Origin of the sequence: Allorhizobium paknamense (assembly GCF_030815125.1) — a bacterium.
In the GTDB taxonomy this organism is placed as follows: domain Bacteria; phylum Pseudomonadota; class Alphaproteobacteria; order Rhizobiales; family Rhizobiaceae; genus Allorhizobium; species Allorhizobium paknamense.
Genome location: NZ_JAUSWH010000006.1, coordinates 154,594 through 175,754 on the forward strand (window position 1 = coordinate 154,594; position 21,161 = coordinate 175,754).

31 protein-coding genes are annotated in these 21,161 nt (G+C 61.3%); 28 read left to right on the forward strand and 3 right to left on the reverse strand.

Going from position 1 to position 21,161, the window contains the following annotated elements:
* The first annotated feature begins 274 nt into the window (after positions 1–274).
* Positions 275–1,054 carry a tellurite resistance TerB family protein gene (locus tag QO005_RS11720; RefSeq protein WP_307158216.1) on the forward strand — a complete coding sequence of 260 codons (780 nt, stop codon included), beginning with the start codon at positions 275–277 and terminating at the stop codon, positions 1,052–1,054.
* Positions 1,055–1,132: 78 nt separating this feature from the next.
* On the opposite strand, the gene QO005_RS11725 is transcribed toward QO005_RS11720, so the two are convergent.
* Positions 1,133–1,756 (reverse strand): XRE family transcriptional regulator, encoded by a 624-nt coding sequence (locus QO005_RS11725; RefSeq protein ID WP_307158217.1) that lies wholly within the window; start codon positions 1,754–1,756, stop codon positions 1,133–1,135.
* 196 nt (positions 1,757–1,952) lie between these two features.
* Between QO005_RS11725 and QO005_RS11730 the strand changes: the two genes are divergently transcribed.
* The 23 genes from QO005_RS11730 (at position 1,953) to QO005_RS11840 (ending at position 15,958) form a co-directional block, all read left to right on the forward strand.
* Positions 1,953–2,204 carry a hypothetical protein gene (locus QO005_RS11730; protein WP_307158218.1) on the forward strand — a complete coding sequence of 84 codons (252 nt, stop codon included), beginning with the start codon at positions 1,953–1,955 and terminating at the stop codon, positions 2,202–2,204.
* A gap of 131 nt (positions 2,205–2,335) precedes the next feature.
* Positions 2,336–2,833, forward strand: coding sequence for a hypothetical protein (locus QO005_RS11735; RefSeq protein ID WP_307158219.1), 498 nt, complete (start codon positions 2,336–2,338; stop codon positions 2,831–2,833).
* The gene (locus QO005_RS11740; protein ID WP_307158220.1) at positions 2,833–3,006 is read left to right on the forward strand and encodes a DUF6525 family protein; all 174 of its coding nucleotides are present in this window, start codon (positions 2,833–2,835) and stop codon (positions 3,004–3,006) included. Before QO005_RS11735 ends, QO005_RS11740 begins: the two co-directional genes overlap by 1 nt.
* A complete protein-coding gene (locus QO005_RS11745) occupies positions 3,003–3,698 on the forward strand; it encodes a hypothetical protein (protein WP_307158221.1) in 696 nt (231 codons plus the stop codon). Before QO005_RS11740 ends, QO005_RS11745 begins: the two co-directional genes overlap by 4 nt.
* On the forward strand, positions 3,686–4,225 hold the full coding sequence (locus QO005_RS11750; RefSeq protein WP_307158222.1) for a hypothetical protein: 540 nt from the start codon (positions 3,686–3,688) through the stop codon (positions 4,223–4,225). The genes QO005_RS11745 and QO005_RS11750 overlap by 13 nt, the downstream gene beginning before the upstream one ends.
* Positions 4,222–4,512 carry a hypothetical protein gene (locus QO005_RS11755; protein ID WP_307158223.1) on the forward strand — a complete coding sequence of 97 codons (291 nt, stop codon included), beginning with the start codon at positions 4,222–4,224 and terminating at the stop codon, positions 4,510–4,512. The genes QO005_RS11750 and QO005_RS11755 overlap by 4 nt, the downstream gene beginning before the upstream one ends.
* A complete protein-coding gene (locus QO005_RS11760) occupies positions 4,509–5,795 on the forward strand; it encodes a helix-turn-helix domain-containing protein (RefSeq protein WP_307158224.1) in 1,287 nt (428 codons plus the stop codon). Before QO005_RS11755 ends, QO005_RS11760 begins: the two co-directional genes overlap by 4 nt.
* The gene (locus tag QO005_RS11765; RefSeq protein WP_307158225.1) at positions 5,785–6,438 is read left to right on the forward strand and encodes a transcription termination/antitermination NusG family protein; all 654 of its coding nucleotides are present in this window, start codon (positions 5,785–5,787) and stop codon (positions 6,436–6,438) included. Before QO005_RS11760 ends, QO005_RS11765 begins: the two co-directional genes overlap by 11 nt.
* Positions 6,439–6,639: 201 nt before the next feature.
* Positions 6,640–6,969: an HNH endonuclease gene (locus QO005_RS11770; RefSeq protein WP_307158226.1), complete on the forward strand. Its 330-nt coding sequence runs from the start codon at positions 6,640–6,642 to the stop codon at positions 6,967–6,969.
* 125 nt (positions 6,970–7,094) lie between these two features.
* A complete protein-coding gene (locus QO005_RS11775) occupies positions 7,095–7,562 on the forward strand; it encodes a P27 family phage terminase small subunit (RefSeq protein ID WP_307158227.1) in 468 nt (155 codons plus the stop codon).
* Positions 7,563–7,601: 39 nt separating this feature from the next.
* Positions 7,602–7,874, forward strand: coding sequence for a hypothetical protein (locus tag QO005_RS11780; RefSeq protein ID WP_307158228.1), 273 nt, complete (start codon positions 7,602–7,604; stop codon positions 7,872–7,874).
* A gap of 50 nt (positions 7,875–7,924) precedes the next feature.
* A complete protein-coding gene (locus QO005_RS11785; RefSeq protein WP_307158229.1) occupies positions 7,925–9,739 on the forward strand; it encodes a terminase large subunit in 1,815 nt (604 codons plus the stop codon).
* Positions 9,740–9,752: 13 nt separating this feature from the next.
* Positions 9,753–11,036: a phage portal protein gene (locus QO005_RS11790; RefSeq protein WP_307158230.1), complete on the forward strand. Its 1,284-nt coding sequence runs from the start codon at positions 9,753–9,755 to the stop codon at positions 11,034–11,036.
* A complete protein-coding gene (locus QO005_RS11795; RefSeq protein ID WP_307158231.1) occupies positions 11,005–11,601 on the forward strand; it encodes an HK97 family phage prohead protease in 597 nt (198 codons plus the stop codon). The genes QO005_RS11790 and QO005_RS11795 overlap by 32 nt, the downstream gene beginning before the upstream one ends.
* 42 nt (positions 11,602–11,643) lie before the next feature.
* Positions 11,644–12,927, forward strand: a complete 1,284-nt coding sequence (locus QO005_RS11800; RefSeq protein WP_307158232.1) for a phage major capsid protein — start codon at positions 11,644–11,646, stop codon at positions 12,925–12,927.
* Between the two features lie 57 nt (positions 12,928–12,984).
* On the forward strand, positions 12,985–13,533 hold the full coding sequence (locus QO005_RS11805; protein WP_307158233.1) for a head-tail connector protein: 549 nt from the start codon (positions 12,985–12,987) through the stop codon (positions 13,531–13,533).
* Positions 13,530–13,730: a hypothetical protein gene (locus QO005_RS11810; RefSeq protein WP_307158234.1), complete on the forward strand. Its 201-nt coding sequence runs from the start codon at positions 13,530–13,532 to the stop codon at positions 13,728–13,730. Before QO005_RS11805 ends, QO005_RS11810 begins: the two co-directional genes overlap by 4 nt.
* On the forward strand, positions 13,705–14,067 hold the full coding sequence (locus QO005_RS11815; RefSeq protein WP_307158235.1) for a head-tail adaptor protein: 363 nt from the start codon (positions 13,705–13,707) through the stop codon (positions 14,065–14,067). Before QO005_RS11810 ends, QO005_RS11815 begins: the two co-directional genes overlap by 26 nt.
* Positions 14,064–14,525: an HK97 gp10 family phage protein gene (locus QO005_RS11820; protein WP_307158236.1), complete on the forward strand. Its 462-nt coding sequence runs from the start codon at positions 14,064–14,066 to the stop codon at positions 14,523–14,525. Before QO005_RS11815 ends, QO005_RS11820 begins: the two co-directional genes overlap by 4 nt.
* Positions 14,522–14,929, forward strand: coding sequence for a DUF3168 domain-containing protein (locus QO005_RS11825; protein WP_307158237.1), 408 nt, complete (start codon positions 14,522–14,524; stop codon positions 14,927–14,929). The genes QO005_RS11820 and QO005_RS11825 overlap by 4 nt, the downstream gene beginning before the upstream one ends.
* Positions 14,930–14,955: 26 nt before the next feature.
* Positions 14,956–15,399 carry a phage tail tube protein gene (locus QO005_RS11830; protein WP_307158238.1) on the forward strand — a complete coding sequence of 148 codons (444 nt, stop codon included), beginning with the start codon at positions 14,956–14,958 and terminating at the stop codon, positions 15,397–15,399.
* On the forward strand, positions 15,396–15,776 hold the full coding sequence (locus tag QO005_RS11835; RefSeq protein WP_307158239.1) for a gene transfer agent family protein: 381 nt from the start codon (positions 15,396–15,398) through the stop codon (positions 15,774–15,776). Before QO005_RS11830 ends, QO005_RS11835 begins: the two co-directional genes overlap by 4 nt.
* Before the next feature lie 32 nt (positions 15,777–15,808).
* Complete coding sequence (locus QO005_RS11840) at positions 15,809–15,958, forward strand: hypothetical protein (protein ID WP_307158240.1); 150 nt, start codon at positions 15,809–15,811, stop codon at positions 15,956–15,958.
* A gap of 37 nt (positions 15,959–15,995) precedes the next feature.
* Here the strand turns inward: QO005_RS11840 and QO005_RS11845 are convergent, their stop codons facing one another.
* Together QO005_RS11845 and QO005_RS11850 are read right to left on the reverse strand one after the other, a co-directional pair.
* Complete coding sequence (locus QO005_RS11845; protein ID WP_307158241.1) at positions 15,996–16,409, reverse strand: type II toxin-antitoxin system HicB family antitoxin; 414 nt, start codon at positions 16,407–16,409, stop codon at positions 15,996–15,998.
* 4 nt (positions 16,410–16,413) lie between these two features.
* On the reverse strand, positions 16,414–16,602 hold the full coding sequence (locus QO005_RS11850; RefSeq protein ID WP_307158312.1) for a type II toxin-antitoxin system HicA family toxin: 189 nt from the start codon (positions 16,600–16,602) through the stop codon (positions 16,414–16,416).
* 98 nt (positions 16,603–16,700) lie between these two features.
* Here QO005_RS11850 and QO005_RS11855 point away from each other — a divergent pair, with 98 nt between their 5' ends.
* From QO005_RS11855 to QO005_RS11870, 4 genes are read left to right on the forward strand one after another with little or no spacing between them, the layout of a single operon-like run.
* A complete protein-coding gene (locus QO005_RS11855; RefSeq protein ID WP_307158242.1) occupies positions 16,701–19,430 on the forward strand; it encodes a tape measure protein in 2,730 nt (909 codons plus the stop codon).
* On the forward strand, positions 19,427–20,050 hold the full coding sequence (locus tag QO005_RS11860; RefSeq protein WP_307158243.1) for a hypothetical protein: 624 nt from the start codon (positions 19,427–19,429) through the stop codon (positions 20,048–20,050). The genes QO005_RS11855 and QO005_RS11860 overlap by 4 nt, the downstream gene beginning before the upstream one ends.
* Entirely contained in the window at positions 20,050–20,727 is a 678-nt protein-coding gene (locus QO005_RS11865) for a hypothetical protein (protein ID WP_307158244.1), read from the forward strand. Before QO005_RS11860 ends, QO005_RS11865 begins: the two co-directional genes overlap by 1 nt.
* A complete protein-coding gene (locus QO005_RS11870; RefSeq protein WP_307158245.1) occupies positions 20,724–21,161 on the forward strand; it encodes a GNAT family N-acetyltransferase in 438 nt (145 codons plus the stop codon). Before QO005_RS11865 ends, QO005_RS11870 begins: the two co-directional genes overlap by 4 nt.

Here is a 21,161-nt window from a genome sequence, read left to right on the forward strand (position 1 = left end):
CGCCGTGGCTGCGGAAACCGGAAAGGATGTTAGGGAGGCGCTATTCCTGTCAGTTTTGCCGTCTGGCTTTCTCCTACTGTTGCTTCAATAGATAAATGCGAAGCTGCTGCTTAAGCCGCAGAAGGTATTTTGGATATTGAAGCGAAATTCACACTAACAGCCGTATACGCGGGACATGTCCCGCAGTCAAGAGGGATGACGGATATGTCCCTCTGTCTTTTGAGCTCTTTCATCGTAAATCCTTAGGTTGTGGGGCTAATTGATGGGGGCGTCTGTGGCCATATCTGACTTTCTTACGGTGATGTCTGAGCATGTTGAGGCTCGACCATATCGAGCGGCGAAGCCGATTATCTTGCCGGAAACTGATGACGACGATTTAGCCGATGTTTCTGATGTTCTTGGCTATGCCGAAGGACAAAGTTTTATGATCGAGTATGTTGACTCCCGAGGCAGGGGATCTGCACGGCGTGTCACTGTCTGGTCTATTGTTGCGGGGGCTGGTGGCACTCCCTGTCTCTTTGCTAAATGCCACGAACGTAACGCGATGCGGCAATTTCGCATTGACAGGATTAAATGCTGCATCGATTACGATGGTGAAGTTTTTGAAGACGTACCGCTTTTCCTGAGGGAAAATTTCGGTATGAGCCTGCCTGCCTCTCTTGCTGCCGGGCTTGATAAGGATTGGGCGCGCATCCTGGAAGATGTTCGTGTGCACGCTGTATTGATAGCGGCGGTCATGCGATCCGATGGGAGAGTGCACGAGCAAGAAGTCGAGATTGGTCTCATTCATTTGATTGCAGTTGCTGAAAGAAGCGGTCACTTCTTGGATGAATTGCGGCAGGCTTCGCTGCAACGTTATTTGTTGAGGCTGCGCCCAACTGACTCTGCAATAAAAAGTGCTATCGATTCGCTTATTGGGGAAGATAAGCGTCAGATCGAGCGTCTGCTGCGTGTGTGTGTTGCGGTAATGGATGCGGATGGAAAGCGCGACGTTCGTGAGAAGGCCGCAATAAATGCTCTTGCGGACGAAATTTTAGGGGTTGTCGTGGTTTGACGTTGCTTAATAAAAGCATTCTTAGGGGCTAGTAGGCAAATTTAAAATTCTGCCGGAATCATCCTAATCGCCTGACCACTATGACAAGTCTGTTATGACCTTCACGACTTGACCAAGAACAGTTGTGTCAGCATCCAGGCTGATTGCTTCGTGTTCTTGATTGGTTGAATAGGGCTCAAGCCTGTCCGGGTTTCTCATAAAGCGCTTAAAGGTCGCGGCATCGCCTTTTTGAAATATAAAGAACTTGCGTGGAAGAAGCTCTTTTATGGACGCATTTACAATAATTTTTGCGCCTTCTGGGGCGATTCGATTCATGGAATCGCCTGAAACCAGAAGGGCAAAATGCTTGCCGGGTTTCAGGCCATCCACTGCTAAACGCTGCGCCGTCGCTTCATATTCTGTAAAGCCCGTCTCCGAGTAGGGGCTTGCTGCCACCCAGCTTATCAGGGGCACCCGCGTCACGGAATGCGAGGGGTCCTCTCCGACCTCACCAAAAGCTAGCCATCCCGCCGACACATTAAGTACCGACGCGATCTTCTGGATGCTATCTAGTCTGGGTAAAACGGATTTTGGTCTTCGCCAATCGCGGATCAAGTCTGGCCCGTGCCCAGACAACAGAGATACCTTTCGCAGGGAAAGACCGAGCTCTTTCGCGCGATTTTCAACCCTTTCAATAATCTCCACAGTTTGAAGCGTTTCCATGGGGGAAATATCCCTTATCCCTTGTCACTAAAAAAGAGGGACATATCCTGTTGACATGTGAGGGATATGTCCCTTATTCAGTTCGCCATAAGGCGATTAACGATGTTGTGCAGCCAGATTTTTGTCTGGTTGCGAACACCTAAGAGTTTTCGCGCCCTTCAACATTCCCTGTTCGACCAGGGTCTTGAGGTGTCAAATGCACGAACTCCATTTCAAAAATTCGTTTGCCGAGCTTGAGGCCCGGCTTGATGCGCTGGCCTTTCCGTCTGAGTGGCGGGAATCGCTGCGCGTGGTGACCAGCAAGGGTGTTTACATGCTCACGGTGGAGCCTGTCTCTCTCCACAATCATCATATTCGTCTCGGAATGCCGGAGTTGGAAACGCGCCCGTCCGAAGATGGATTTGTTGTGGTCCTGCCCGAAAGCTTTTTGGGGAAGAGGTGCGCCTGACGGTGCTGTCGTTCTCAATATTGGCATGCGGGCCTCCGTAACGCGTTCACGGCCCATTCCTCACATTTTCGATCACTTCCCACCACGGGAATAACGCCGGGCTTTTCCCGGCGCGGGAAAGGTTTTGCCTTATGAAGACTGATGCATGGTTTCACCGGATCAAAGCCGCGCAGCGGGATCTGATCCGTCTGGTGGGTGGCATTGAGCGGGCGGCGCTGATTTCCTCGGTTTCCAAGAGCCATATTGGCCGGATGAACAATGCCACGGACCCGGAGCTGATGCCGATTTCCGTGGTGTTTGCACTGGAAAGCGAATGCGGGGTGCCGCTGGTGACCTCGGCGCTGGCGGAACTGAACGGGCGGCGGCTTTCTGATCCTGGCGCCGAGCAGGCTGCCGATCGCAATGTGCTGACCAGCTATACGGCTGTGGTGCAACGGGCTGCTGATCTGACCTCGGGCGGGGCGGTGGCGATTGCCGATATGGTGGTGACGCCGGTTGAGGCGCGGAAGATGGACCGCGATGCCGCCGAGGTGGAGCTTGCCGTTTCCGAGCTTCGCAAGGCGCTGGCCGTGGTGATCGAGCGCGGCGGCGAGAAGCTTGGGCCGCGCCTGGTGCACGGGGGCCTGTGATGGAGGCTTTCGACGCTCTTCCGGCTCCTGTCCGCCGCGCTATCGCCAGCGCGGCTTTTCCTTTTCCGCCGCTGGTGGCGCTGCGGTTTCTGCGGCGCGGGCTTTCTGCCGAGCGGGTGGCGGGCCTGATTGCGGCTGCCGATCTGCGGCTTTCGCGCGAGGTGGCGGCATGAGTGGCGCCGTCTCTGTCCCTGCACCACTGTCGGCTCCTCTCAAGGTTCTCGTCGGATGCGAAACTTCCGGGGTTGTCCGGCGCGCGTTTTCCGCTCTCGGCCACGATGTGTGGTCGTGTGACTTGCTGCCAGCCGATGATGGCAGCAACCGGCATATTGTCTGTGATGTTCGGGAATTGCTGCATGAGGGTTGGGATTTGCTCGCCGTCATGCATCCCCCGTGCACCCGTCTTTGCAATTCCGGTGTGCGCTGGCTGAAAGTGCCGCCTCCCGGGAAGACACTGGAACAGATGTGGGCGGAACTGGACGAGGGCGCTGCACTGTTTTCAGATTGCTGGAATGCGCCGATCGAGCGCATTGCCATCGAAAACCCCATCATGCACTGCCACGCCAAGGCGCGGATCAGGAACTACCGGCAACCGGCACAGACCGTGCAGCCGTGGTGGTTCGGTGATGAGGCTTTCAAGGCAACCAGCTTTTACCTGCGCAATCTTCCCAAGCTTCAGGCGACCAACCGGTTGACGCCACCGAAAGCGGGTACCGAGGAGCACCGGAAATGGTCGAAAGTCCATCGTGCGCCGCCACGGGCTGATCGCTGGAAGATCCGGTCCAAGACCTATCCGGGTATCGCAAATGCAATGGCCGTTCAGTGGGGCGGATATGCGCTGGAGGCCGCATCATGCAGGATGTGAACCGCCAGCGGGAGGCGGCGACGCTCAACCGGCTCAAGGGCTCGGCGGAGCGGTTGCAGGATGATGTCTGGACGCTGGAGGCGACCCGCGAGGGTACGCGGCTGATCGTGCACAGGCCGATGGGTGAGCAGGCGCATATTGCCACCATCCACACGGCGGCGCTGCATGATGAGCGTGACCTGATTTGCGGGGCGCTGGATCATTTGCGGCTGTTTCTGCGGCTTTTTGATCGGGCAAGTGCGACGGTTCTCGATCTTCGCGGGCAGTTGGCTGTGCAGCCGGAGCGCAAGAGGCCGGATCATGCGGCGCAGGCGTCCATTCTGCTGTCCAGGCCTTCTTTCCAGCAATTCCTGAGCCGCGCCGGACAGGCGGCGGCGGATGACAAGACCAGTGCCGATGCGGCTTTGAAGGCCCGCCTCGGCATAACTAGCAAAAAACAGATCAATGAGGATGACCGCGCAAGGTCTGCCTGGCTCTCGCTGCATGGCGAGTATGAGGCTTGGCTGCGCGGCGGGGGTGATGCATGAGCGGGGATTTGCCCATCATCGAACAGCTTTATGACTGCCAGGACCATGCCGAGCGGGCCGACTGGCTGCTGCGGGTGCCGCAAAGCCTGCTGCTTCGCGAGGAAATGAGCATTCGGCTGGCTTTGCGGTCGGCGGGCTTCATGGCCGGTATCGATTATCTGGATTGCGAGCTTTCGGCGCTGCGCTCGGTGCGCGGGGAGGCGGGCGGCTGGCGTGATGGCGTCAGCCGTGCCGTGGAGGACGTGCGCCAGCATATGCGCCGGATCGTGAAAGGGGGTGGGCTGTGAGCAGCAACGCCCGTTTCAGCATTATTCCCGGCTGGATCGTGACCGATCCACGGCTGCGGGGCAGGGATCTGCAAATCCTCTGCCTGCTGGGCCGTCATACCGACAAGCAGGGCTGGTGCCGCCGTTCTCAGGTGAAGATGGCGGATCAGCTCGGCTGCGCACGTTCTACCGTTCAGCTTTCGCTTGATCGGCTTATCGAGATGGGTGTGGTGGAGCGGCATATCGTGACCGTCAATGATGGCCGCGATACCGCGCATCTCTATCGGGTGGTTTATGACCGTCAGCCGCCGCAGGGCTATGCATTCGATGCAGATCTTGATGACGACGAGAATGAAGCGGAATTAGAAAATTGTTCTAATACCCCTGCCGACCAGTCGGCACCCCCTGCCGATATATCGGCACCCCCTGCCGACTCTGGATCGGCACCCCCTGCCGATCCTGGATCGGCACCTATTAACGATCCTCTTAGAACGACCCTCTCTGAACGAAACGGCGGGCGTGGGCGCGAGAAGCAGGAAGAGAAAAAAATTTCTTCCGATTTGGAGGGGCAGGAGCCGCAGGCCTCTCGCCGTGCGGAACGGGAGCGTAGCGAACGGCAGTTCCAGCGCTGGTTCAAGACCTGGCCGGGGCTGGGCGATCTGGAATTTGCCCGCAATGCCTGGATGGCGCTGTCTGCCGAGGAGCGGGCGGCCTGTGTGGAGCTGACGCCGGTCTACCTTTCCTGGCCGGGGCGGAAGGTGACGGCCCCTGCGGTCTATCTCAAAAACCGGGCCTGGGAAGACATGCCTGCCGATGCGGCAGAGCAGCAGGGGCCGACCCATGGCGCAGCCGCCTATTGCGGCAAGCTGTGGATGGGGCGGTGGTTCCAGGAACTGCTTTCGCCGCCGACCGGGCGGTTCATGATCACCCGCACCGAGGAGGCGCAGGTGAGCGCCGGAAAGATCAGCCGGGAGGCGTTGATCCGGGAAAAGCGGATGCGAAACGGCTGGCCGGTGGCGAACAAGATGCTGGATCTGGCCCGGAGCTGCGAGCCGTTCGTGACTTCGCTGGCGCTGAAACCGCATGTGGCTGGCTTCCAGGCCGTGAGCCGGGACAGCGCGCTTTTCCAGGCATGGCAGCGGCTGCATGAGCGGCGCGGCTGGCCGCAGATCCAGAAGCCGCTCGGGCATGTGTGGCTTCCGGCTGTTGCCCCGGATGCGAGCGATCTCGACGCCGCTGTCGAAGCGGCATTGGCGAATTTTGAACAGGCAATCAGCGAAGGGCGTGGCAAGGATGCAGCTTAGGGCAAACGAGATCGAGCTTCCTGTTTCCGATCGCGGGCAGGAACGGCTGGCACGGCTCACCGCCGAGCAGCAGGCGCGCAAGCGCTGGCTTTCCATGGCAAGCCGCGAGGTGGCGGATCAGCGGCCAGACCAGACGCAATGGCTCTGCCTGCGGGTGATGACGGGCCGGGAAAAGGCTGTGGAAAACTTGCTGGAGGCGATGAACATCGAGGCCTTGGTGCCGACCCGCAAGGGCAAGGTGCACTATCGGCGCGGGCGGACAATTCCGGCTGCCGATGTGCCGGTGCTGCTGGGTTACGTGCCGGTTCGCTGCGCTGTCACCGGCTCTGCCATGGCCGGGCTGAAGACGGTGGAGCATGTGATCGGCGTTCTCGGGACATGGGAAGCGCCGTTGATGATCGAAGCTGATTTCATCAATCGATACAGAGAGAAAGCGCGGTTTGGTGATTTTGATTATGAACGGCAGGGAATGCCGGTGCGGCGCGGTCAGCGGGTGCGGATTGCCGAGGGACCGTTCGCGACGATGAGCGGCGAGGTGGTGACCGAGTGCCTGAGCGGCGTGGGAGACGTGGTGGTTGAGGTTGAAATGATGGGCCGAAAAATTCCTGTGTTGATGCCTATTGCATTCCTGAGCGAGCTGTGATTCTTTTTGCGCATTGGATGAGCTGATGATCCTGCTAGTGAGCCTCTGAGAACGCGGTAGAACGCGGGGAGTAATCCCGAGGTTGGTACACCGGTCAGCCCCCGCCTTGAAGCAAGCCAATAGGCAACCGCTTCAGGGCCAGTGCGTAAGCTATGTTTTGACGAGGGCGGCCAGAGGGTCGCCTTTTTTCGTTTTAGGGTTATGGCGATAGATCAACGATCCGACGAGGCCAAGGGCTGGCGCTCCTGGTATTACACCCCGGCTTGGCGGGCGGTGCGGGCAACCCAGCTGAAGCGGGAACCCTACTGCCGGATGTGCCGACAGCAAGGCAAGCTGGTGAAAGGCTTCATCTGCGATCACGTCGAGCGCCATCGCGGCAATCCCGAGGCATTCTGGAACGGCCCGTTCCAGACCCTTTGCAAGAAGCACCATGACGCGACCAAGCAGCGGGAAGAGCTTCGTGGTTTCTCAACGGCCATGGGCGCGGACGGCTGGCCGACCGACCCCAGGCACCCGGCGAACCGGCGGTGAGGCCGTCGATCCAAGGGGTAGGGGTGGGTCAGTCTTGAGGGGCATTCACGGCCCGCACCGGCGTCCAACATTTCTGTGTAACGAGTGGAAATTGAAGGCAAAAAGCCACAGGGCAGGAGGGGCTGATGAAGGGACGGAAGCCTTCCAGCGAAAACGTCGTGCCGCTCAAATCGGAAGACGGCGGCGGGGCGAACTTTGAGGCGCGGGCGGCGGCACGGGCGCGGGAGTTGCGACCGGCAGAGCTGCCCTTTGATGTGCGGGCGATCTATGACCGGATTGCGCCGCCGCTATGTGATCCGCGCAAGAACCGGCTGAACGAGACGAACATCTTCATGTTCGAACAGCTGTGCTGGACGATTTCGCGGTACGAAAAACTCCGGCTTGATGTGCGCGAGAACGGCGAAACCTATGAGAGCGAGACACGCAACGGCGTGCAGCTCAAGAGCCGCCCGGAGGTCGGGCAGCTCAACGAAACATGGCGGCAGATGCGGGCGCTGGCGAGCGACTTCGGCATGACGCCTTCGGCAGAGCGCGGCCTGCAAACGAGCGGACAAATGGGTTTCAACTTCGATGATGATGATGGGTTTGATTGACGTCTTGCCGAGGGAAGCTGAAGCGCTATCTTCTGCGGAATGTGGGAACTCATCGTTATTGTGCCGGTTTTGGCAGTCGTCGCTTTTGCTATCGTTCACCAGCTCTCGGTGCAGGTGAATGAGTATCGCTTTTATCAGTCCGTTGATTGGGACTTCTCGATCGACAGCAAAATCGACCGGCTGAACATCGATGAGCGCATGTTTGGATATAGCCTTAACCTGACGAACTGGCAAAGGTTCTATCTCTTCAGGCCCTTTTTCATATTTATCCTGTTGTTCGTGCTGGTCATGATGATTGTCAGCCTCTTCTAGGCTCGGCTTCCCGGCGACCGCGCCATTCCCAAAATTTGAGTTCTCCACCGATGACGGGTTCGATTGAGATCGACATCCCGGATGTGTCCTATGAGGATGATCCGGTGACCGCCTGGGCGGCGGATGTGCTGCGGGGCGTCGTTGTGGCGGGGCCGCATGTGCGCAACACCTGCCGCCGCCATCTGCTCGATCTTCGCGACGGCCCGGCGCGGGGTCTGGTCTGGGATCTGGACGAGGCGAAGAAGCGGATTGCGTGGTTCTCGAAGCACCTGCGGCTGAATGGCGGGCAGTTCGAGGGCATCCGGTTTACCCCGCATCCAAGCCAGGCTTTCCGCATCGGCTCGCTGTTCGGCTGGAAATGGGCAGATACCGGGCTTCGCCGGTTCCGCCGTTTCTACGATGAAGAGGGCAAGGGCAACGGCAAGTCGCCGCTTCTCGGCGGTATCGGCCTGATGATGATGGTGGCGGATGGCGAGCCGCGTGCCGAGGTCTATGCGGCGGCAGCCAAGAAGGATCAGGCGCAGGTTTTGTTCCGCGATGCCGTTGCCATGCGCGACCAGTCGCCGACGCTTTCCCGGAAGGTGACGAGCCAGGGGGAAAACCCGGTCTGGCAGCTGACCTATCATGCCAAGGGCGGCGACAAGCGGTTCTTCAAGCCGATTTCGTCGGACAAGGCGCAATCGGGGCCACGTCCTTCCTGCGCGCTCTGCGATGAGGTGCATGAACATCCCAACCGCGACGTGATCGAGATGCTGGAGCGCGGCTTCAAGTTCCGCAGACAGCCGCTCCTGGTCATGGCGACCAATTCCGGGTCCGACCGTAACTCGATCTGCTGGGAAGAGCATCAGCATGCGGTGAATGTCGCGGCGGGCGTCGTTGAGGACGATACCACCTTTTCCTTTGTCTGCTCGCTCGATGAGGGCGATGATTGGGAAAATGACCCGGACTGCTGGGTGAAGGCCAATCCGCTCCTCGATGTGACGATCACGCGGGAATATCTGGCGGGTGTCGTGGCGCAGGCGAAGGCGATGCCCGGCAAGCGCAACGGCATTGCGCGGCTGCACTTTTGCGAATGGACGCAATCGGTGAATGCCGCGATCCGCCGCGAGGCGTGGATGGCCTGCCAGCGGCAGGCAGATCTTGACTGGCTTATCGAGCAGGGCTTCCCCTGCTATGGCGGTCTTGATCTGTCGCGCACGCGGGACTTTACGGCGCTGACGCTGATCTGGGTGCTGGACAGCACCAAGGACGCCGAGCGCTTTGCCTCGAAAACATGGTTCTGGACGCCCGCCGACACGCTGGCGGATCGGGCCAGCACCGACCAGGCCCCCTATGATCTCTGGCGCGATCAGGGGCATATCGAGGCGGTTCCGGGTCAGCGGCTCAAATATTCCTGGCTGGCCTCTGCGGTGGCGGAGATCTGTGCGCGGTTTGAACCGATCGAGATCGGCGCCGACCAATACGGGCTTGAGCAGCTTTCCGAGCATCTGGAAGATCAGGGCGTTTCCCTGCCGCTCACCATCCACCCGCAAGGCTTCCAGCGCCGGGTGCTGGAGCGTGATCCGAGCGCCCCGGATGGCGAGCAGGAGATTTACCTCTGGATGCCGCACAGCATCAACATGCTGGAAAACGCGCTTTATGAGGAGCGGATCGCAATCGACCCGAACCCGATGCTGGATAGCTGTGCTGCCAGTGTCGTCTATGCGGAAAACCGCACCGGCCACCGGATGTTCGACAAGGAACATGCCTTTGGCCGCATCGACGGCATGGTGTCTCTCGCCATGGCGACGGGCATGGCGCTCTGCCGTGTTCGCCCATCGCAGGCCTCGCCCTGGGATGATCCGGATTTTTCCATGAACAAGTAAAAGGGGTGGCCTGATGGCTTCCAAAAAGGGCAAGGCCGAGCGGCGTTCAACGTCGCTCGAAAGCGAAACCGTGCCGATCAGCGCCGCAAACTTCATGGAGTTCTTCGGCCTGGGCGGCGGGGCACTGCCGACTGTCAGCATTGAAACGGCGCTGAAGGTGCCAGCGGTGCAGGCGGCGGTATCGTTTCTGTCGCGCACGCTGGCAACCCTGCCGCTCCATGTTTACAAAACGACGGATCGCGGGCCGGAGCGCCTCGGCGGCAAGCTTGCCGTGGTGCTGGAAGAAAACCCGAATGAGGAAATGGACACCTCGAAATTCCGGCGTTTCTTCTGGGAGCAGGTGTTTACCGGCGGGCGCGGGCTGGCGTGGATCGAGCGCAAGGGCAGCGGTATCGAGGCGCTCTGGCCGATTGATCCGGGAGCCTGCTCGATCCGCCGCCGCCATGGCCGGTTGTCGTACAGTTTCGAGGGTCGTGAATATCCGGCCTCGGACGTGATCGACATTCCCTATATGCTGAAGCGCAATTTGGTCCAACATCGCGGACCGATTGCTATGGCGGAAAAGGCCATCCAGCTGGCGCTTGCCATGAACGACTATGCCTCGAATTTTTTCGCAGGCGGCGGGGTGCCGCCCTTGGCGCTAGAGGGGCCAGCGCCAGCCAATGCCAGGGCCATGCAGCGGGCGCGCGAGGATATCCATCGGGCTGTCCGCCAAGCGCAGCAGGACAATCTCCCGGTCATTCACCTCCCGACGGGGTATAAGTTGACCCAGGTCGGCTATGATCCGGCAAAGGGCCAGATGACCGAGGCGCGACTTTATCAGGTGCAGGAGATTGCCCGCGCCTATCAGATCCCGCCGAACTTTCTTCAGGATCTGAGCCGGGCCACCTTCTCGAATGTCGAGCAGAACGACCTTTATCTGGTCAAGCATCTGGTCAGCCAGTGGGCGACCGCCCTTGAGGGAGAAATGAACCTCAAGATCTTCGGGCGGATGAACACGCGCCGCTATGTCCGTCACAACCTCGACGGCCTGATGCGCGGCGACTTCAAGAGCCGCGTCGAGGCGCTGGCGGCGGGCGTCAACTCGGCGCTGCTCACCCCGAACGAGGGCCGCGAGATCGAGGGCAGGCCGCGCGATCCGAACCCGGCAGCAGACCAGCTTTACATTCAGGGTGCGACCGTCCCCATCGGGAGCGCTGCCCGGCTCGGCCATAATGGCGGTCCGCCGCTCGATAATCCCACACAAGAGACAGAAAGGGAGGTGGATGATGATGGCACCGAAACCGGGGGAGCGTGAGCGCCGCTCACTGGCCCAGCCGGTGGAAACCCGCGCCGATGGCGAGCGCATGACGGTCGCCGGGTATGCGGCGATCTTCGGGGAGGTCACGATGGTTGGCGATCTCTTCGAGGAGACCATTGCGCCGGGCACGTTTGCCCGCTCGCTGCGCGGCGATGATATCCGCGCCTTTTATGACCATGACACGGCGCTGGTGCTGGGTCGCAACCGGGCGGGCACGCTGCGGCTCGCCGAGGATGCGCGGGGGCTTTCGGTCGAGATCGACCTGCCCGACACCACGGCGGGCCGGGATGTGCGCACGCTGATTGCGCGCGGCGATGTCTCGGGCATGTCCTTCGGCTTCGAGGCGGTTGGCGAGGAGTGGGATTTTACCCGCGCCCTGCCGCGCCGCACGATTACCGATGTCAACCTCTTCGAGGTCTCTATCGTCTCGATCCCGGCCTATGCCGGAACCTCGATTGCGCTGCGGTCGCTTGAATGCGCCCGCCGCTCAGACACCCGCTCTTTCCTGCCCGCCACGCGGCTTCGCATGAAAATGAGCCTCGACCTGGCGCGCCGCTCCTAACCGGCTCGCCATTCTTCTTTCCCCAACAATCAGGAGCATGACATGTCGCAGAGACTGAAAGAACTGCGTGAGAAACAATCGCGTCTCGTGGCGGAGGCCCGCGAACGGCTGGAGGCGATGACGCCCGATACCGACGAGGTGCGCGCCAAGGAACTGGAAGCCGCCCACGACAAGGCCATGGCCGAGCATGACCGGCTGCAATCGATCATCGACCGCGAGGAAAGGTTGGCGGAGCTGGAAAAGCGCCATGAGGAGCGGGATGAACAGCGCCGCGCCCAGAGCCGCCCGTTGCGCGACACGCCGGAAACGCGGGGCCTTGATCTGCCGGAAAGCGGCAAGGTGGAATATCGCAGCGTGTTTGCCAAGGTGGTCTGCGGCGTCAATCCGTCCGATCTTTCGGCGGAAGAGCGCTCGGTCCTGAAACAGGGCATCGCCACCTTCGAGACCCGTGATCAGGTGACCAGCAGCGCCATTGCCGGTGGCTATACCGTGCCGACCGAGCTGGAAGCGGAGATCATCAAGGCTATGAAGGCCTGGGGGCCGCTTTATGACGAAAACATCTGCACGGTGCTTTCCACCTCCAAGGGCAATGAAATGCTGGTGCCGACGATTGACGACACCGACCATGAGGCCGATGCGCTGGCCGAAGCCGCCGACCTTCTGGAAGACGGCAGCGGTGATGCCGAGTTCGGCCAGAAAACCCTGAACGCCTATGTCTATGCGACGCCGTTCATCAAGTGGTCCTTCGAGCTGGAGGCGGATTCGCTGTTCAACATGGAAAGCCTGCTGGGCGGGTTGATCGGGGAACGGCTGGGCCGGATCGGCAACCGCAAGCTCACCACCGGCACGGGGCAGGACCAGCCGCACGGCGTTGCCAATGCCGCCTCGCTCGGCGTCACCACGGCAACGGCCAATGGCTTCACCTGGGACAATATCCTTGAACATGAGCATTCGCTCGATCCGGCCTATCGCGCCAGCCCCAAGTGCCGCTGGATGTTCAACGACAAGTTCCTGCTGGCGGCGCGCAAGCTGAAGGACGGTAACGGCAATTACCTGTGGCAGCAGGGCGATGTGCAGAAGGGCGTGCCTGCGAGCTTCAACGGTCGGCCCTATTCGATCAACCAGCATATGGACGAGATCGAGGCGGGCAAGCGCATCGCGCTCTTTGGCGACTTCTCGAAATACTATGTCCGCAAGGTCGGTGCGCCGGTGATCGGCGTGCTGCGCGAGCGCTTCTGGCCGAAGGTCGGCATTGCCGGTCTGATCCGCTTCGACGGTGAGCTGGGCGACACAAACGCCATCAAGGCGATGAAGACCGCCGCCTGATGCCTGAGCCGGGCAGGCATGACCCTGCCTGCCCGTTTCCTGAACAGGAGACATCCCATGAGCTGGTATACGGCAACCGTTGCCGCCAGATCGGACGCCTTGCCGGTCTCCGTCGCGACCGTCAAGGATCGCTGCGCCATCGATACCGCAAGCGACGACGCCCTGCTGGAAATGATGATTGCGGAGATCGCCACGGTCATCGAGCAGAGCTGCAATCTCAGCCTCTGGCCGCGCACGCTGGTGGCGCAATGCGACGGCTGGGAGGATTTGCAGCGCCTGCCGGATGGGCCGGTAAAGCCCGGCAGCAAACCGGCGATCACCTACACGAAACCGGACGGCCAGGAGGCGGTTCTCGACCCCGCCAGCTACCGGCTGCGCTGCCGTGAACTGGACGCCTGGCTGGAGCCGGTCCGGCGCTGGCCGCAGGCCCATCGCGGCGCGCCGGTCACGGTCACCTATGAGGTGGGCTTTGCCGAACTGCCGCTGGATTTGCGCCTCGGCATCATCATGCGCGTGGCGGAGATCTATGGCCGACCGGAAAATCAGGCGGCGGAGAAGATCACGGATTTTGACCGGCTGCTGGTCAACTGGCGGCGGGGGGCATGATGCGGGTGCGGTTTCTGGACGATTACGACTTCAAACCCACCCGCGCCACCACCATCGCCTATCGCGCCGGGACGGAAGCGACGGTGCGCAAGCTCTGCGGCGAGCGGGCGATTGCCGCAGGCAAGGCGGTGGAACTGCCCGCACCATCCCGACACCAGACAGGAGAGGCCGATGGCGCTGAAGCGAACGCCGGGTGACCTGAAGCGCCGCATTGTCTTTGAACAGCGGCAGGAGATCGATCGCGGCGACGGCGTGACCGTGGCCGGATGGATCGAGCGCTTTCGCTGCCGGGCCGGTTTCCAGCATCTGCGCGGCGGCGAAACCGTGATGGCCGACCGCCTTCAGGGCGAGCATGTGCAGATCGTCTTCGTCCGCGATTGCCCGGAGGTGGCGGCGGTCGGGACGGCCTGGCGTATCCGCGATCTCGACAGCGGCCAGACCTTCAACATCACCGATGTCACGCCAGGCGAATGGACCGATGAGGACCGGCGCTGGCGCGACTTTCTCACCAAAACAGGCGGAGTGACCGGATGAGCAGGATCCTCAATCTCGTCAAGCTCGACCGCAAGCTGAAACGCCTGCCGGATCAGGCAAAGGCGGAGATCAAAGCGGGCATGGAAGCGGCGGCTAACGGTGTCGTGACCATGATGAAAAACCTTGTGCCCACAGATGACGGCACCTTGCGCGACAGCATCGGCTGGACCTGGGGCAAGGTGCCGAAGGGGGCGGGCATCGTTGCGGCAGTGAAGGCATCAACCGGCAGTGACATGACCATCACCATCTATGCCGGATCGTCCGAGGCCTATTATGCCCGCTGGGTGGAATATGGCACGGCTCCGCACAAGAACGGCGGCAGGTTTGCCGGATCGCAAAACCCCGGTACGACGGCGCGGCCCTTCTTCTATGTGTCGTGGCGGGCGAGCAAGAAATCGGCCAAGCGCAGGGTTCGCAAAGCCGTTCGCACGGCAGCGCGCAAGGTGGCGGCGTCATGAGCGAGGATGCAGCCCATGAAGTGCAGGTGGCGATCATCACCTGCCTGAAAGCCGACGCGGCGGTCACCGCCCTGATCGGCACCCGGATCTATGATCGCGTGCCGGATGGCGTGACGCTGCCTTATGTCTCCTTCGGCCCCACGCAGGAGGTGCCGGAAGAGGTGGATGGTCTCGATCTCTCTGAACTCTTCGTCCAGCTCAGCATCTGGTCGGAAGATCCCGGCTTTGCCGAGGGGCGGCGCATTGCCAAGGCCATCGTCAAGGCGCTCGCCAGAGATGCGCTGACGCTTGCCGACAATGCAATTGCCTATTTCCTGCCGGATGGGCGGCGCGATCTGCGCGACCCGGATGGCCTGACCACCCATATCGCGCTGACCTTCCGCGCCGGTATCGAAAACCACTGACTTTTCCCAAACATCAGGAGGCCGTCATGGCACAAGCAACCACCATTCGTGGCGGGAAAATCCGCGTTCTTCTTGGCAATGATGCCAATCCGATCGTCTATTCCGCGCCTTGCGGCTTCACCCAGCGCTCCGTCTCGCTGGACAAGGGGCTGGAGGAAACGACCATTCCCGACTGCGACGATCCCGATGCGGTGGATTGGGTGGGGCGTGATGCCTCCTCGCTCTCCATGTCGATCTCGGGCGAGGGGGTGCTGGCGCAGGAAAGCGTCGAGACCTGGCTCGATGCCTGGGAGAGCATCGACAGCGTGCCGGTGAAGGTCGAGATGGAATTCCCGGCCAAGACCATCACCTGGACCGGGCACATGCATGTCGAGAAGTTTGAGAGCGCAGGCGACAACGGCAAGCGCGCCACCGCCAGCATCTCCATGCAGAGCGACGGCAAGATGACGCGCGTGGTGAACCCGAAATGAGGGATGCCTCGATCACACTGACCTGGGCGGATGGCGATTACACCTTCCGCCTCGGCTGGGGCGAACTAGAAGGATTGCAGGAGGCCTGCGACGCCGGGCCTTACGTCATCCTCGACCGGCTCCAGACCAGCACCTGGCGCGTGGGCGATATCGCCCATGTGATCCGCTTCGGCCTGATCGGCGGCGGCAAGACGCCGGTCGAGGCGCTCAAACTGGTGCGCAGCTGGGTCGAGGCCCGGCCACCGGCAGAAAGCCTGCTGATCGCCCAGGCCATCCTCACCGCTGGCATTATCGGTGCCCCGGATGAAAAGCCGGGGGAGCAAGACGCGGCAAATCCAGAGGCTCCGCCCTCGATGACCTTCCCAACGGAAAGTTGAGATTTGCCGCGATCTACGGAAACGGCGCGGCCATGGGGTTTTCCCCGCAACAGGTCCGCGCCATGTCGATGTTCCAGTTCTTCGCAGCGCTCCACGGCTGGATGACGGCGAATGTGCCGGAAGAGGAAAATGCGCTGTCGGACAGGGAGAGGGAGGAGTTATGGGCGTTTGTCAGTTCATGACATGGACTGTGGACATCTGATCGTAAACAAGCGCCTCTTATGCCGCCCGAACATTCTCTTTGGCCTTGATTGCGTCTTGGGCGGCTTTTGCCAGAAAGCCCGATCTGGTGAGGCCGTGTGCTTCTGCATAGCGATCGATTTCCGTCAGAACCTCTTCCGGAAAGGTGATGTTGACGCGGACAGATTTCCTGCTTTGCGCCTTGAGAGAAACCAGAATGGCAACTGCATCTCTGTTGTCCGGATCAGCCATCACCGCGTCGAGGGTTGACGGCTCCGGAATGGCTTCGCCGTCTTCCAGCAGACCCTCGACATGAAGCGCCAAGGCTTCCTCCGCCATATGGCGCGCATCATCAAGATTGATGCCAGCGGTTACGAGGCCAGGGAAATCAGGGAAGGAGACGCCGAAATCGCTATCAGCGTCCTTATGGATCAGTCCGATATAATTGCGCATGGGCTTACCTCAGCTTCAGTCCTGCTTGCTTCTCAATGCTTTTGAGCGTGCCAATCGGAAGGTCACGCTTTGGATGCGGAACCGTAACTCGACCCGGCTTTGTCGGATGCTTGAATTGTACGTGACTGCCTCTGGTCGCGACCTCGTACCAGCCGTCTGCTTTCAAAGCCGAGATAATGTCGCCGCTCTTCATCGGTAAAATATACACACTGGATGTGTATAAATCAATCATCGAACAGGCTGACCTTCAACTCAAGTCTGCCTTTCTCTCCCATTTCCTAAGAGGCATTCATGGCGACCGATCTTGAACGGCTGGTGGTCCAGCTTTCGGCTGACATCAAGGGCTATCAGCGCGAGATGCTGAAGGCGGCGAACGTCACCAATGCGCAGGCGCGGGCGATCGAAAACCGGATGAAGGCGCTGGATGGCCGGTTTTCGGCGCTCGGCACGTCGATGGCGCGGGGGCTGACGGCACCTTTGGCGGGGATTTCGGCGGCGCTGACGGTGGATACTGTCATGCATTATGCCGATGCCTGGACCAGCGCGAAGAACAGTCTGGCGGTGGCGGGGGTTGTCGGCAATCAGCAGGTTGCGGTTCTGGACCAGATTTATAACTCCGCCCAGCGCAATGCCGCACCGATCGGCGCGATGGCGGATTTGTTCGGCAAGGCGGCGCAGGCGGGTGATGCGCTGGGCGCCTCGCAAGCGGATCTGCTGACCTTTACCGATGGCGTCGGCACGGCGCTGAAGATCGAGGGCAAGTCGGCGACGGAAGCGCAAGGGGCGCTGACGCAGCTCGGCCAGCTTCTGGGGTCGGCCCGCGTGCAGGCGGAAGAGTTCAATTCCGTGAATGAGGGCGCGCGTCCGATCCTGATGGCGGTTGCCAATGGGCTTGATGCGGCGGGCGGCTCGGTGAGCAAGCTGAAGCAGCTGGTGAATGACGGGGAGGTTTCCAACCGCGATTTCTTCCAGGCGTTTTTGAAAGGCTTGCCGACCATCCAGAGCATGGCGGCCAATGCCACCCAGACGATTGAGCAGGGCGTTACCAAGGTGAACAACGCCTTCACCCGCTATATCGGCCAGACGGATGAGGGGTTGGGCGCGTCACAGCGCCTGGTCACCGGCCTGAATGCGTTGGCGGATCATTTCGGGGAGACGGCGGATGTGGTGCTGAAGCTTGCCGCAGCCATTGCCGGGGCGCTGGTCGGGCGGTCGATGGTTTCCATGATCTCCACGATGGTCACGGGCGCTTCGGCAGTGATGCGGCTGGTGACGGCGCTGCGGGCTGCGTCTTCCGCCGCAGGCGTTGCGACAGCCATTGGTGGCATCGGTGCGGCGGCAGGCCCGCTTGGGGTCCTGATCGGCGGCACGGTGGCCGGGGCACTGGCGCTCTTCTCCTCCTCCTCGGATGAGGCGAGCACGGCGGCAAAGACCTATGCCAAGGCTTTGGCGGAGGTTGAGGCGGCGGCAAACAAGACCGCGCCTGCGGTCGAGGGCATGGCAAAGGGGATCAATGAGAAGACCCGCAATCTGCTGACGGCAGGCGTCGATGAGGGCGTCTCGAAGATCGGCGAGGCAAAGACGGCGGTGCTCGATCTTTTCGACAGCCTGTTCCAGAATGTCGACCGCGACACCATCAGCCCGGACCAGCTGAAGCAGCTGGAGGATCTGCGCGACCGGCTGGATCAGGGCAAGATCTCGGCCAAAGATGCGGATGAGGCCCTTTATGCCCTGGCCAATTCCAACCCCAGTTTCCAGGCGGTGGCCGATGCGTTCTCGCCGCTGCTCGATCAGTTGCAGAAGGCAATTGAGGCGACAGGCCTGCTCAAAAAGCAGTTGGGCGAGGTCTCGGCCATCGATCCGAAGGTGACGGCAAACTATCAGCAATATGCGCAATCCCGCGCCCAGGGCGAGGAAATGGTGCGGCTCGGCAAGGCCTATGCCGATGAGGCGCAGCGGCAGAACACCCTGTCCAAGGAACAGCTCGCGGTCGAGAAGGAGATTGCCAGGATCAAGGCCGATCTGAAGAAGAACGGCGGTTTCCTGACCGACGATGAGATCAAGAGCCTGGCGCAATCGAATGTCGCGGCGGATGAGCGCCGGTCCAAATCCGGATCGAAAGAGAAGGTGCCGAGGGCAACGGCGGATGACCGGCTGGATATGGATATCCAGTCGATCCGCGACCGCACGGCGGCGCTGATCGAGGAGCAGTCGGTTGTCGGCCAATCCTATCGCGAGCAGGAGAAGCGGCGCATGGCGCTCGATCTGGAAGCGCAGGCGCTTCAGGACGTGCGGGAAGAGGCGCGGCGCAAGGGCGATCAGGACTGGCAGAATGCCAAGCTGTCACCTGAGCAGATCGACAAGATCAAAGCCGCCTCCGAAGCCTATGCCGAACAGGCCGACGCGCTGCGCAAGGTGCAGGAAGCTCAGGAGCGGGCCGAAAGTGCCGCCCAGGATTTCTACAACACCTTCAAGGACGGCATGATCGATGCCATCACCGGGGCGGAAAGCTTCGAGGATGCGCTGGCGAATGTCGGCAAGAAGCTGGCCGATCTCTTCCTGAACAGCGCCTTTGACAGCCTGTTCAGCGGGGCGACCGGAAGCGGCGGCTGGCTGACCAACGCCTTCAAAGCCGTGGGCTTTGCCTCCGGCGGCTATACCGGGCCGGGTGGCAAATATGAGCCTGCGGGCGTGGTGCACAAGGGCGAATATGTCTTCGATCAGGCCTCCGTCCGGGCAGCGGGCGGACCTGCCGCGCTCGATGCCATGCGTAGCCGCCTGAAGGGCTATTCCAGCGGCGGCTATGTCGGCAGTGCGCCGCGCATGCCGAACCTCTCGCAGGCGGCGTCCAGCCGGGGCGGTTCGGTGCAGCTCACCTATGCGCCGCAGAATGATTTTCGTGGGGCATCGGCGGAAACCGTGGCGCAGCTCAAGCAGCAACAGGACCAGGACCGCAAGCTTCTGGAAGCCCGCGTGGTGAGCATCGTCAAAAACGCCAGACAGCGGGGAGTGCAGATATGACCATTGCCTATCCGCTCGACCTGCTGGCCGAGTTTCCCGGCTGGTCCACGAAGTTCGAACTGTTGCACCGGCAGGAGCAATCGCGCACGGAAGGCGGGCGCACCATCGTCAAGGATCTCGGCTCGCCGCTCTGGCAGGCGACCTATCAGACGCGCACGCTTTCCGCCAATGATCTCGATTATTGGCGGGCGCGGCTCGATCTGCTGGAAGGTGGGCTTCAGATCTTCCGCGGCTATCCGCTGTCGCGGGCGCGGCCCGTCGCCTATCCCGGTGCGTCCGCTCTGCCGCAGGCGGTGACGCTTGCGGCGCTGGGCGACGATAACAAGAGCATTACGCTCGCGGGCCTGCCTGCGGGCTTTCAGTTCAGCGTCGGCGATATGATCGAGATTGCCGATAGCGGGCTTTACCGGGTGATGGAGGCGGCCAGCGCCACGGCTGAAGGGCTCACCGGGCCGTTTGAGCTTCGTCCGCATCTTTGGCCCGGCACGGTCACCGGCAGGGCGGTGCGGCTGTTACGGCCCGCCTGTCGCATGACGCTCATTCCCGGTTCTTTGTCCTCCGACGCGGATGTGTCCAGCGGTCGGGGTTCTCTTTCATTCCAGGCTATCGAGGTGCGTTGATGCGCTCATTATCCCAACCCATTCTTGACGCGCTGGCGGCGCGGCAACTGGTGGCGCGTGACTTTCTCTGGATCGTTGCGCGTGACCGTGATGACGGCTCGGCCAAATCGGTCGGCTTCTGGTCGGATGTCGGCACGATCGAGGCGGAGGTGGTGAACCCGGAGACGGGCAGCGCCGACACCCGCAAATTCTACGGTTCCGGCACGCTGATTGCGATTACCGAGATCCCGCTGGTCTCGACGCTGGAGACGCAAAACGTCACCATCACCATGTCCCAGATCGATGACCTGGTGGCGGAGGCGGTGCGGCTTTATGATTGCCGGCAGGCCCGTGTCGAGATCTATCGCGGCCTGTTTTCGCCTGAGACCCGCAAGATGGTCGCGCCCGCCGAGCTGCGCTTTCTCGGCTTCATCGACAATATCGAGATCCTCACCCCGCCCGAAGGGGATGCCGGGGCGGTGACGCTCACCTGTGTGTCGCACACACAGGAAATGGGCCGCAGCAATCCCGATACCCGATCCGATGCCAGCCAGCGGCTGCGCAGCGCCACCGACAATTTCTATCAGGACACGGCGGTGGTGGGCGACTGGGAACTGTTCTGGGGGCAGGTGAATGGCAAGATCACCACCACGACCACTGTGAGCATGTCCGAGCTTCTGGCAAAGGCGCTTGGATGATGGAGGTTCGGTCCGGCTCCTTTGCCGACCGTTTCCAGGCTGTGACATTGCTGCGCCAGGCGCATGCGGCGGCGGGTTCCACCTTCCGCTTCGAGGCGGCGCGCGCCGATCTCGTCTACCGGCAGCATCTCGACAATCCGCAGGCTTGCGCGCTCGTCCTCGATGACGGCGGCACGGCACACGGCCTGCTGCTGGCTGCCGCCTTCGATCATCCCTTCGGGGCGGGGCTTTATGCCAAGGAAACGGTCTGGTTCATCGCGCCGCAGGCTCGCGGGCGCGGTGGCCTTAAAATGCTCGATGCCTATGAGGCCTGGGCGCGCACCATCGGCTGCGCAGCCATCGGCATGGCGGCACTCTCCACCAATGATGTGTCGAGGCTCTATCAGCGGCGCGGCTACAGCGCCGCCGAGACCCATTTTCTCAAACACCTGTGA